Annotated in this window: 8 protein-coding genes, 2 tRNA genes and 1 pseudogene; 6 read left to right on the top strand and 5 right to left on the bottom strand. The window is 42.3% G+C overall.

Going from position 1 to position 12195, the window contains the following annotated elements; all coding sequences use genetic code 11:
• From BACCOPRO_RS03590 to BACCOPRO_RS03580, 3 genes and pseudogenes are all read right to left on the bottom strand, one after another.
• A pseudogene (locus tag BACCOPRO_RS03590) lies at nucleotides 1-596 on the bottom strand (AAA family ATPase); the annotation flags it as partial.
• Nucleotides 597-767: 171 nt separating this feature from the next.
• On the bottom strand, nucleotides 768-2333 hold the full coding sequence (locus BACCOPRO_RS03585; RefSeq protein WP_008141007.1) for a relaxase/mobilization nuclease domain-containing protein: 1566 nt from the start codon (nucleotides 2331-2333) through the stop codon (nucleotides 768-770).
• A gap of 118 nt (nucleotides 2334-2451) precedes the next feature.
• Nucleotides 2452-2838: a plasmid mobilization protein gene (locus BACCOPRO_RS03580; protein ID WP_040311144.1), complete on the bottom strand. Its 387-nt coding sequence runs from the start codon at nucleotides 2836-2838 to the stop codon at nucleotides 2452-2454.
• Between the two features lie 875 nt (nucleotides 2839-3713).
• Between BACCOPRO_RS03580 and BACCOPRO_RS18645 the strand changes: the two genes are divergently transcribed.
• Nucleotides 3714-3926, top strand: a complete 213-nt coding sequence (locus BACCOPRO_RS18645; RefSeq protein ID WP_008141004.1) for a hypothetical protein — start codon at nucleotides 3714-3716, stop codon at nucleotides 3924-3926.
• A 75-nt stretch (nucleotides 3927-4001) separates the two neighbouring features.
• On the opposite strand, the gene BACCOPRO_RS03565 is transcribed toward BACCOPRO_RS18645, so the two are convergent.
• Both BACCOPRO_RS03565 and ppdK read right to left on the bottom strand, forming a co-directional pair.
• Nucleotides 4002-5498, bottom strand: a complete 1497-nt coding sequence (locus BACCOPRO_RS03565) for a phage integrase SAM-like domain-containing protein (protein ID WP_008141003.1) — start codon at nucleotides 5496-5498, stop codon at nucleotides 4002-4004.
• Nucleotides 5499-5711: 213 nt separating this feature from the next.
• Nucleotides 5712-8432, bottom strand: a complete 2721-nt coding sequence (gene ppdK, locus BACCOPRO_RS03560; RefSeq protein WP_008141002.1) for a pyruvate, phosphate dikinase — start codon at nucleotides 8430-8432, stop codon at nucleotides 5712-5714.
• 222 nt (nucleotides 8433-8654) lie between these two features.
• Here ppdK and rlmD point away from each other — a divergent pair, with 222 nt between their 5' ends.
• The 5 genes from rlmD (at nucleotide 8655) to BACCOPRO_RS03535 (ending at nucleotide 12027) form a co-directional block, all read left to right on the top strand.
• Nucleotides 8655-10088, top strand: a complete 1434-nt coding sequence (rlmD, locus tag BACCOPRO_RS03555; protein ID WP_040311143.1) for a 23S rRNA (uracil(1939)-C(5))-methyltransferase RlmD — start codon at nucleotides 8655-8657, stop codon at nucleotides 10086-10088.
• Between the two features lie 26 nt (nucleotides 10089-10114).
• Nucleotides 10115-11038, top strand: coding sequence for an RluA family pseudouridine synthase (locus tag BACCOPRO_RS03550; RefSeq protein ID WP_008140999.1), 924 nt, complete (start codon nucleotides 10115-10117; stop codon nucleotides 11036-11038).
• A gap of 10 nt (nucleotides 11039-11048) precedes the next feature.
• Complete coding sequence (locus BACCOPRO_RS03545; protein ID WP_008140998.1) at nucleotides 11049-11684, top strand: HAD family hydrolase; 636 nt, start codon at nucleotides 11049-11051, stop codon at nucleotides 11682-11684.
• Nucleotides 11685-11839: 155 nt separating this feature from the next.
• A tRNA-Pro gene (locus BACCOPRO_RS03540) sits at nucleotides 11840-11914 on the top strand.
• A 38-nt stretch (nucleotides 11915-11952) separates the two neighbouring features.
• Nucleotides 11953-12027: transfer RNA gene (locus BACCOPRO_RS03535), tRNA-Pro, on the top strand.
• The last annotated feature ends 168 nt before the right edge of the window (nucleotides 12028-12195 follow it).

Genomic DNA, 12195 nt, shown 5'->3' with positions numbered 1-12195 from the left:
ATATCCTTTATATTTTTAAAAGGCTCTATGGCTGTAGAGTCATCAGTATAATCGTTTATTATCTCCTCAATGGAATAATTAGTATAATCAGTATGTTTCCATCCTATAGCCATTATGTTTTTAGAAAGAAAACTTTTCCATGCATTTTCTTTTTGTCCTTTACAATGAGTCGGACAAATGAAATAGCATTTTCTTGGCTTCTTCAAATCACTAATTTCATAATTATAAGGAATTAAGAATTTAGCGGTATCTTTCTCTATTCCTAAGGTTATCATGAAGTGTTCAAATTGTTGAGTAAGAAAAACATCAGATGCTTCTTTATATAATTTTAGCTCACGAAATTTACTGTTCGTTTGTGTTCCATCTCCAGGATTTAATTTGTGATTTTCTATTGTATTGTCTTTGTAACCAACAAAACGACTTGGAGCAAAAAATAAGGTATTACCAAATACTTCAACGATATACCATTTACCTTGCTTAAATCGTTGTAAAGCCCATTCTTTATTTTCGGCTATCGAACTTTTTGCATAAGAGTAAAGTGTATATATATTTTTAATAACGTCAATTCTGTTCTCTATAAAATCGGTTCTATCCATGCAAATCTTAACTTAATATTTAATCTCTCACAAAGATACTTAAAAAACTTAATTATTAAACAGATATAGAATGTTATAATATTCGTTCTTTTAGATTAATCCAATAATTATAAGCTATATATTTCCTTATTAAAACAATTTGTATGGAATAGTAAAATGCACATTTTAAACTTATCTTCTAATTGAATGTTCATCATCAACATCATCATAATTATCTTTCCTTCCAACTTCCCACTCACGTTTCTCGCTATGACTGCCACCACCTGCATCACGCAGCCTGGCATTGCCAGAGAAACGTGAAACAGGCTTTGCCGGTTGCTGGTGTCTATTCCGTTCGATTGGTTTTACTGGCTGTTTCCTTAACCGTTCAAGATTGAACCTTTCTTCAGTAAGATTTATAATGATATGCTTCTTGAAATTGATGGCATAAGTTACATCCTCTTCATTACGGATGGTGAAGCCCTCTTCATGAAGTTGGCTTCTGACAGAGGAAACAGTTTCATCATTGAATATCTCACGCAGACGGTTTACTGCATCAGTGTAATAGTGTGTCCTTTCCGGAGATATATCCACTAAATCTGTCCGTGAAACCTTGAAAATTTTACAAAGCAAATCCCGTTCAGCCTCAGTAGCCGGACTGAACATTTCTACCATGGCTATACGGTTGTTACGGTCAATAGCCTCTGCCATAAAAGGTTTCAACGGACGGCTTTGGCCATCAAAATAGATGATACCTTTCTTGATATAGGCGCGTTGTTTTCTGATTTTACTGTATATTTCACCCTGGGTAATCTTCGGATTAAGTGTCAGTAACTGGTCAATATAGTCCTCAATCCGATTGAACCGTTCTTCAGGAGTAGTAAAGTCTAGAAGTTCCTCTACAGCCAGCACTCTTGCACCATGAATAACGGTCTTGTTTGCATGATCAACAATCATATATCCGTAGGGTGCATCCTTCTTGCCGAAGAATACAATGTCAATGCCGAACTTCGTTTTCAGCTCCTTCTGCAGTTCCTCCTTGTTGGAACTTACGTCACGGTACTTCTTTAATATGCTTCTAAGCTGTCGGCAACGTGTCCTTTCCCGATAACCGCTCTTGAACAGACTTTCTATTTCAGAAAAAGGAATTTCCTTCTGAACCTTTCCACCATGCTTGACAAATACATTCTCATCTTTCTGATATACTTCATATCCCATGGAAACCATGATTGCCTTGAACTGGGCAAATGAAGAGAACGTGTACTGGTTGGCTAAATTAATGTCATATTCCGTTTTCTTCTTCCTGTCGTTACCAAGAATACGGTCAATGACTTCTTGAGAACGTCTGCGCTCATGACTGTGCTGAATCTTTCTTCCATCAGGTGCCACTCTCGAGGTGATGATATGAAGATGGGTATTCTCCGTGTCATAATGGGAATAAACAAGTAACGGCTGACCGGATTCTCCGTATCCCATTTCCTTGAGATACTGGTGCGCAAAATCCAGCAATTCATCTTCCGACATTTCATGTCCCTTACATGATATGGCCATATGAAACTGCGGTTTCCTGATTCTGCTATTCTGTGAACTGTACTTTTGGAGATAACCAACCAGCTCACTTGGGGTAGGTTTGTGAAAAGTTCCGAGTGAACCGAAATTCTGAATCTCGATAAGCCGTGCAATACCTTTCGAGACTTTATGTTCATTGTAACCGACTGCATGGAAGTTAGTACTTCCAGGTAATATGGTTGCTATCATATTGAATCTTTATTTATCAAGTATTAAGTGACTGAGTAACCGAAAAACTTCAAACTCATTAATCTACGGTTACACAATAATAATATCTGAAGTGATTGAATACCGTGTAATCTGCAATTCAGATTCTGACAGCTTTCTGTGTCAGAGAATCAAGGTCTTTCTTTATTCGGTTCAATGTTTTCTGAGTTTCGAGGATAATTGGTAACAGAACCTCCTGGATATAGCTGGGTGCGAGTAATCCGGCTACCGCAAGCTCATTGGCACGTTTAACCGACTGATTAAGGTTTCCTCCAGCCCAGGAAAGTTCATTCTGATATTTGCGGTAAAACAGACCGAGATCATTCATCAGTTCGAGCTGCCTTTTGGTTCCGATATTTGAATACTCTGCCAGTGCAGAACGTATATAATGACTCACAGATGAATAAGAGGCAGATTTCTCCTTAAATTGTTGTATTTCCTCTGGTGTCATTCTTACTTTGATGTACTTGGTTCTCTGATTCTTCATATTTGGAAACATTGGTGGTTAGGTTTCCTGGATCATCTTTCGCCATGCGAAACAGCGGCCAGCTGCTCCGATGCGCCAGCATTCGGCAAGTTACTTTTGTGAGTACGAAACAGAGTTTTGTGGCCACAAAAGTACAACTTGCTTGGAAAATTCTGCATGACAGAACAATGCCATCCGGAAATGATTATTACACCCAAATTTACCGGAGAAAGCCGTTGCAAACCGAAATCAACAACACAATTCTTTGGAGACATACTCCTGCTAACCATGTGCCGTAGCATCCGGTTGTCTTGGAATATCCATATAGCGAAATATTGTTGTATAGGGTCCTAGAACTTATCAAACCAATTTTCGTGTATTCAGAAACAGATGCTATAGGTATTTTTCAATCTTAGAACTATACGAAATTCAGTAATCAGAAAATAATGTTGCAAAATATATGGTTTAATAAACCAAAGTTTCAAAAACACACAAGATGTAGTTATATATGATAAATGGTTATTGCTTTCATTAAATCTATAGCCAATGTAATATGTAACTCCAATATCATGATAGCATGGCAAAAGTAACCAGCTTATCTAAGTTATTGGAATCCCAATAAAAGGGAAAATATAATCTTGTAGCTGATTCAGCTGATGAAATGGCTATTGGGAAATCTTATTATATCTGAACTTGTATTGTAGAAACATTCAAACAGAATAACCTTGTTTTCAGATTCTGGAAATACCTTGTTATTATGGTGATATAATACAGATAATCAGCAAAAGAACTACTCGAATAATAAGAAAATAGTGTTGCGTAAATTTCTGTATCTCATTGATTTTTAGTGTATTTATATAATTAATAAGCTCTTATACTCATAAATATTACACATTATGTTTGAACTGTTGTTGATTATATATCTGCTGCCGGTACTTATTATCGGTATGCTACTCCTGAAGTTGGTATTCTGGCTTTTGAGGTTTGCCATACGTCTGGCAGTTTGGTTGATCAAGAAAACTTTCATTTTTATATGGAAGCTTATCATACTTGTCTTTGCTATAATTATAGGCCGTGAAATCATGCCCAGAAATCAACCGGACAAATAGAAAGAACCGTATCAGTAAGTGAAATGATACGGTTCTGATATGAATTAGGATAATTGTTCCCTCTATGTGTCCAATTTAGAATCCCTTACCTTTACTTCTGACATATACTGCTTCTTTTTGAGAATCACAGTTTGTTAATCGGAACTGTACATTACATCCTACGGGTATGTCATTAGGAAGCTGATTGGCAAGTGCTGAAATAACATCATCAACGGTATCAAAACCTATGTCCGTAACTTCGGCAATAACTTCGCCTTTAAAATATGCTCTTCCATATATCATCATCTTTTTTGTAATACGAAACATTTTCTCTGAAGGTAATTCAAAGTTACGAACTAAACTCTGTTTACTGTTTTTATTACTGAAAAATATGAAGTCTATGATTTTTGCATTAAGTTCCCATGCTGGAGTAAAGTCTATTTTTACATAGCCTCTTGTTATATTAAATCCATGGCTATGGTTCATACCGAATGCTACCTCATACATATTTGCTCCACAATCGTTTTGAGCAATGGTTGCCCAGGTATGACGAAACGTATAAAAGCAATAATATTCCTCCTTGGACATTCCCATATCTTGGCATATTCGCCTGATTCCCATATTTATATTGGCATTGAAACTATCGGAATTACTATAACGACTATGAAAATTAAACAGATATTCATCTGTTTGGTCCGTAGATAGATATTTATTAAATGTATCCTGTATAAACGGTTCAATACGAATCTCCATGTATGCTTCATCCCTACGACTATATCTTGTTTTCGCTCTCTTATATCCTATAATACCATTTTTATAATCTTTCTTTTTCAGTTCGTAAAGGTCTATCGTGTTAATACCACCCATACACAATGAAAGCAGGGCTATATCTCTGCCGAGTTCAGGAAGGGGAGATACCATTTTACTTTGTGGCAGAGGACGATTAAAGAATTCACGAAAAGCTTCTGCACTGATTGCTCTTTTCAGTGTATTGTCTGATTTTGGGATTATAATTTTTAGCCATGGATTGTATTTTATACGCAAAATACCACGTTCTTCGTCATTCAATTCTATGATTGCTTTCTTAAAAATCTGTCTGATGCAAGTGGGATACATTTCTTTTGCTCTGCTGGTCTTATACAATGTGTCAATCCATTGTGTTAAAACAGAAGTCGTAAGAATGCTAAACATGATTTTGGTAGTACCTATATACCGTTCTAAATGATTGACTGCAAGTTTATAGTTTTTAGCATTACGTTCATGCCCTTCAGATTCCATCTTCGAAATAAACTTTCTCGCATAATCACTGAAGCATGTCTCTTCATCATTTTTGTGAAGGAATTCTATGACATCTTTAAGTTCCCAAAATGTAGCGTCAACACGATTCAGTTTGTCTGTATATTGGCGTATGATTATAGCACAATATTCATTCACTACCGGGTCTGTTAACTCACCATTACTGGTTATATGAGCCGGATCAATAATCTTGTTAGTCTTGATATAACTTGTTTTGCGCTGATGTGTGACTCTGATGTAAACTGTATAGAACCCATCTGATCTTGGCTTTTTTACCGTTGCTTTGAATGTTGTCATACCTACTATATTTTAATGATAAAACAATGGGGAAAACTTTGGGGTAAACGGGGTAAACATGGCCATTTTTGGGGTAAACATAGAGTAAAACAAATACGTTTATTTGGCTCATTTTTTGCGGTCAAATGTACGAACCGTCTAAGCGCAAATCAGGCTGTAATTACCGTAAAACGGTGAATTACAGCCTGATATAAAAATAATATTTTTAAGAGATTATTCCTCTATTGCAGCCTGTGCCGCAGCCAGACGTGCAATAGGCACGCGGAACGGAGAGCAGGAAACATAGTTCAATCCAACTTTGTGACAGAACTTCACTGAGGACGGCTCACCACCATGTTCACCGCAAATACCGCATTTCAGTTCGGGACGGACAGAGCGGCCTTTTTCTACGGCCATTTCGATCAGCTGTCCTACACCATTCTGGTCGAGTACCTGGAACGGGTCTACCTTCAGGATCTTCTTTTCCAGATATACCGGCAGGAAGGAAGCAATGTCATCGCGTGAATAACCGAAGGTCATCTGAGTCAGGTCATTGGTTCCGAATGAGAAGTATTCTGCACGTGAAGCAATGCGGTTGGCAGTCAGAGCGGCACGCGGAATTTCAATCATTGTACCTACCTTGAACGGAATTTCTATACCTTCTTCCTTGAAGAGTTCTGCTGCTGTTGCACGGATCACCTTTTCCTGAGCTTCAAATTCATACAGGATACCGGTCAGCGGCACCATGATTTCCGGATGCGGATCGTAACCTTCTTTCTTCAGTTCGATAGCTGCTCCCAGGATAGCACGGGTCTGCATGGCTGTGATTTCCGGATAAGTGTTACCCAGACGGCAGCCACGATGTCCCAACATCGGGTTATGTTCACACAGGCTTTCTACGCGCTGGCGGATATATTCTACCGTTACACCCATAGCCTGAGCCATTTCTTCCTGACCTTTCAGATCGTGAGGAACAAATTCATGCAAAGGAGGATCGAGCAGACGAACATTCACCGGACAACCGTCCATTGCCTTGAAGATGCCCTTGAAGTCAGCTTTCTGATAAGGCAACAGTTTATTAAGAGCTTTCTTACGTCCTTCTTCGTCGGTAGCCAGAATCATTTCACGCATGGCGATGATCTTCTGGTTGTCGAAGAACATGTGTTCTGTACGGCACAGACCGATACCTACTGCACCGAAGTTACGTGCCACCTGAGCGTCATGAGGAGTATCAGCATTGGTACGTACTTTCAGACGGGTATATTTGTCACACAGGCTCATCAGTTTGGCAAAATCACCGGAAAGTTCGGCTGCCTTGGTAACAACTTCTCCCTGGTAAACTTCACCGGTACTACCGTTCAGAGAAAGGAAGTCACCTTCTTTCAGCAATACACCGTCAATTTCTACGGTACGTGCTTTATAATCTACATTGATGGCGCCTGCACCGGATACACAGCATTTACCCATACCTCTTGCCACAACTGCAGCGTGAGAAGTCATACCGCCGCGGGCTGTCAGAATACCTTCGGCTACGGTCATACCGGCCAGGTCTTCCGGAGATGTTTCAATACGAACCAATACGACACGACGTCCGTCTGCACGCCATTTGGCAGCATCTTCTGCGAAGAAGACGATCTGACCGCATGCAGCACCCGGAGAAGCCGGAAGACCGCGTGTCAGGACTTTGGCTGAGCGAAGAGCTTCCTTATCGAATACAGGGTGAAGAAGTTCGTCCAGTTTATTGGGTTCGCATCTCATGATAGCAGTTTTTTCATCGATCATGCCCTGTTCCAGCATTTCCATGGCAATGCGCACCATAGCTGCACCGGTACGTTTTCCGTTACGAGTCTGCAGGAACCACAGTTTTCCTTCCTGAACGGTGAATTCCATATCCTGCATGTCGTGGTAGTGGTTTTCCAGTTTGGTCTGCAAAGCATCGAGTTCCTTATAGATTTCAGGCATGGCTTCTTCCATTGACGGATAATTGGCCAGACGGTCAGCTTCAGAAATACCCTGCAAGGCTGCCCAGCGCTGAGATCCGGTCTTGGTGATCTGCTGCGGTGTACGGATACCTGCCACAACGTCTTCTCCCTGTGCATTGATCAGGTATTCACCGTTGAACAGATCTTCACCTGTACCGGCGTCGCGTGAGAAGCAGACACCTGTTGCAGACGTATCGCCCATGTTACCGAATACCATGGCCTGTACATTGACCGCTGTACCCCACTCTACCGGAATTCCTTCCATCTTGCGGTACAGGATGGCGCGTTCGTTCATCCAGGAGTCAAATACAGCACAGATGGCTCCCCAGAGCTGTTCATATGCATTGTTGGGGAAGTCGCTTCCTGTCTGGGCTTTTACGGCAGCTTTGAAACGGACTACCAGTTCCTTCAGATCGTCTACATCCAGTTCGTTGTCCAGACGAACGCCTTTGGCTTTCTTGACATCTTCAATGATAGCTTCAAACGGATCGATATCATCCTTATTGGTCGGCTTCATGCCCAGCACCACGTCACCATACATTTGTACGAAACGGCGGTAAGAATCCCATGCGAAACGGGGATTACCGGTTTTGCGTGCCAGACCTTCCACTACTTCATCATTCAATCCCAGGTTCAGGATGGTATCCATCATACCCGGCATGGAAGCACGTGCACCGGAACGTACGGAAACCAGCAACGGATTTTCTACGTCTCCGAATTTAGACTTCATCAGTGATTCAATGCCTGCAACTGATTTTTCTACATCTTCTTTCAGTAAAGCAACGACTGCTTCTTTTCCTTTTTCAAAATATTCATTGCAGACTTCAGTTGTTATTGTAAAACCGGGAGGTACCGGAACACCGATCAGATTCATTTCGGCCAGATTCGCGCCTTTACCACCCAAAAGATTTCTCATGTCAGCTTTTCCTTCAGCTTGTCCGTTCCCGAAGGTGTAAACTCTTTTCTTTTCCATTTTTTCTAAGATTTATAGGCTAAATATTTTGTTTTTATCATGTTTCTTAATGATAACGGGGGCAAAACTAGACATATTTTGTGAATAAGCAAATAAAAAGAATGTATTTTACAACATGTTTTGCTATATCGACATTGCAAAATGAAGTATTTTGAAAATCATGGCGGAATGTCGGGAATTATTCTTAAATTTGCTCCCAAATTGGATTTATTGAAAACGACAGTGGCAAGAAAGAAAAAAGAACTTCCTTTACTGGAAAAGGTAACGATAACCGATGTAGCCGCAGAAGGCAAAGCCTTGGCTAAAGTAAATGACTTGGTGGTGTTTGTACCCTACGTGGTACCGGGAGATGTAGTAGACTTGCAGGTAAAACGCAAGAAGAACCATTATGCAGAAGCTGTGGCCGTAAAAATTCACGAGAAATCTCCCATGCGTGTAGAACCATTCTGCCAGCACTACGGCGTATGCGGCGGTTGCAAATGGCAGTGCCTCGCGTATGAGGATCAGATTAAATACAAACAGAAACAGGTTTTCGACAATCTGACACGGATCGGAAAGGTAGAGCTTCCTGAATTTCGTCCGATTTTAGGTTCGGAAAAAACCATGTTCTACCGCAATAAGCTGGAATATACCTTCTCGAACAAGCGATGGCTGACCGAGGAAGAAGTGAAACAGGATGTGAAATACGATCAGATGAATGCCGTAGGATTCCATATTCCCGGAGCTTTCGACAAGGTGCTGGCAATTGAGAAGTGCTGGCTTCAGGATGATATCTCCAACCGCATCCGGAACAGTATCCGTGACTACGCATATGCCCACAACTATCCATTCTTCGACTTGCGTACTCAGGAAGGCATGCTGCGTAACATGATGGTACGTACTTCTTCTACCGGCGAACTGATGGTATTGCTTCAATGCAAGATTACCAATGATGAAGAACTGGCAAAGATGAAGGAACTTCTGCAGTATGTGGCCGACTCTTTCCCCGAAATTACTTCGCTGCTCTACGTGATCAACAACAAGTGCAATGATACGATCGGTGATCTCGACGTGGAAGTATTCAGCGGAAAAGATCACATCTTCGAAGAAATGGAAGGCCTGCGTTTCAAAGTGGGTCCGAAGTCTTTCTACCAGACCAATTCTGAACAGGCTTATAATTTATATAAGGTAGCGCGCGAATTTGCAGGACTGGAAGGAGACGAACTGGTGTATGACCTTTATACCGGTACCGGAACCATTGCCAACTTTGTTTCACGCCGTGCACGCAAGGTCATCGGTATCGAATATGTACCCGAAGCCATTGAAGATGCAAAAGTGAATTCTCAGATCAACGGAATCACGAATACCCTGTTCTATGCCGGTGATATGAAGGATATCCTGACAGAAGACTTTATCCGCGAACACGGACGTCCGGATGTCATCATTACCGATCCTCCCCGGGCAGGTATGCACAATGATGTCATTAATGTAATTCTGGCTGCCGAACCGAAACGTATCGTTTACGTAAGCTGTAACCCGGCAACCCAGGCACGCGACCTGCAACTGCTGGACGGTAAATACAAAGTGACTGCCGTACAGCCCGTTGACATGTTCCCTCATACGCATCATGTGGAAAATGTCGTGCTGCTGGAGAAAAGAGAAGAACCGAAACATTAAATCCTTATCACTGAATCCGTAAAATCGTGGCAAGAAATAGCAATCCGGCCGGCGGACGTCCCAGAGCACGTGCCGCCGCACAATATACAATTTATAATGTGACAGAACCTGCCGAACTGATGGAGTTCCTGATGAAGAAAATGGCAGGGGTGAGCCGTACGCGTGTAAAGGCTTTGCTGTCCAACCGCGTAGTGCTGGTCAATAACAATATCCAGACTCAGTACAACTTCCCGCTGACTCCGGGCATGAAGGTACAGATCAGCAAAGACCGCAACAAGCATGAGTTCCGTCATCCGATGCTGAAGATCCTGTACGAAGATGCCTATCTGATCGTAGTGGAAAAGAAAGAAGGACTTCTTTCCGTTGCAACAGAGAAACAGAAAGAACGTACGGCCCAGCATATCCTGAATGAATATGTCAAACGACAGCATCGCAATAACCGCGTATTTGTGGTACACCGGCTGGACCGTGAGACTTCGGGTATCATGATGTATGCCAAGGACGAAAAGACACAGCACACCTTGCGCGACAACTGGCACGACATTGTTTATGACCGTCGCTATGTGACGATTGTAACCGGTGACATGGAGAAAGACCAGGGTAAGGTGGAATCATGGCTGACTGACCGCAAGTTGTATGTCAGCTCCTCTCCGGTTGACGACGGAGGAAAGTTCTCGGTAACCCATTACCATACCATTAAGCGTGCCAACGGATTCTCACTGGTGGAACTCCAGCTGGAAACCGGCCGCAAGAACCAGATCCGCGTACACATGCAGACACTGGGACATCCTGTAGTCGGAGACGAGCGCTACGGATGTGAAGTGAATCCTCTGGGACGTCTGGCACTTCATGCCTTCAAACTTTGCTTCTATCACCCTGTAACGGGCGAGCGGATGGAGTTTGAAACACCCTACCCTGCCCCGTTCAAAACATTGATGTTGCGTAAATAAGCCTGAAGCCATGATCAGAAACATTATCTTCGATTTCGGCGGCGTGATTGCTCCTATTGACCGCGACCACGCCGTACAGGCTTTTATCCGGCTGGGACTGAAGGATGCTGACAGCCGTCTTGACAAGTATCATCAGACTGGTATTTTCCAGCAGCTGGAAGAAGGGACCCTTACGGAACAGGAATTCCGGGAGATTCTTGGACAGCTTTGCGGACGTCCGCTTACCTTTGAAGAAGTAAAGGAAGCCTGGATGGGATTCTTTTCCGGGGTAGACGAACGTATTCTTACTCTTCTGGAAGAACTTCGCCATCGCTACCGGCTATACGTCTTGAGCAACACAAATCCCTATGTCATCAGCTGGGCTTGCAGTAAGCAGTTCTCCCCTGCCGGAAAACCGCTGGATGCCTATTTCGACAAACTCTATCTCTCTTATGAGATGGGGCATACCAAACCTGATGAACGGATTTTCCGTCACATCCTGTCGGATGTACAACTGAATGCGGCCGAAACACTTTTTGTGGATGATGGAGCCTCGAATGTACAGATGGGAGCCGACATGGGTATGCATACCTTTCAGCCTGTCAACGGAAGCGACTGGCGCTCAGAACTTACAGCCTTGCTCGAGAAGCTGGACAAAGCTGTCTGATTCTTTTTTTGTTCCAATATTCCAGAATGAGAAGTGTCAGAAGGCAGGGAGAAAAGGAATAAAAAATGTGTTATGAAGCAGAAAAAATCCTCTTAACACTTGCATATTTCAACAATAAGCCTTACCTTTGCATCGCTTTTGAAGGAAAGACCTTTCGGGGTGTAGCGCAGTCCGGTTAGCGCACCTGCTTTGGGAGCAGGGGGTCGTGGGTTCGAATCCCGCTACCCCGACAGGAAACGGTCAAAGGCTTTTTCATAATTCGTTAGTTCGGGGTGTAGCGCAGTCCGGTTAGCGCACCTGCTTTGGGAGCAGGGGGTCGTGGGTTCGAATCCCGCTACCCCGACAAAGATTAAAGGTCTATTTCCGTTGGGAATTAGGCCTTTTGCTTTTAGTGATGCCCCATATCTGTTTATGGATCAACGTATTCTCAACTATTGCTTCAACAGCTCTCATATTCAATCAAACACCTAGCACTATATTAGCATCAATATTTAATTTTTGGCTTATTTCG

Origin of the sequence: Phocaeicola coprophilus DSM 18228 = JCM 13818 (assembly GCF_000157915.1) — a bacterium.
Taxonomy (GTDB): domain Bacteria; phylum Bacteroidota; class Bacteroidia; order Bacteroidales; family Bacteroidaceae; genus Phocaeicola; species Phocaeicola coprophilus.
Note: the sequence above shows the minus strand (reverse complement) of the source record. Positions and strands in the feature narration are given on the sequence as shown.

Excerpts from the sequence above, each read along its gene's own strand:
- BACCOPRO_RS03585 (WP_008141007.1), bottom strand. The coding sequence starts at position 2,333 with ATGATAGCAACCATATTACCTGGAAGTACTAACTTCCATGCAGTCGGT.
- BACCOPRO_RS03580 (WP_040311144.1), bottom strand. The coding sequence starts at position 2,838 with ATGAAGAATCAGAGAACCAAGTACATCAAAGTAAGAATGACACCAGAG.
- BACCOPRO_RS18645 (WP_008141004.1), top strand. The coding sequence starts at position 3,714 with ATGTTTGAACTGTTGTTGATTATATATCTGCTGCCGGTACTTATTATC.
- BACCOPRO_RS03565 (WP_008141003.1), bottom strand. The coding sequence starts at position 5,498 with ATGACAACATTCAAAGCAACGGTAAAAAAGCCAAGATCAGATGGGTTC.
- ppdK (WP_008141002.1), bottom strand. The coding sequence starts at position 8,432 with ATGGAAAAGAAAAGAGTTTACACCTTCGGGAACGGACAAGCTGAAGGA.
- BACCOPRO_RS03545 (WP_008140998.1), top strand. The coding sequence starts at position 11,049 with ATGATCAGAAACATTATCTTCGATTTCGGCGGCGTGATTGCTCCTATT.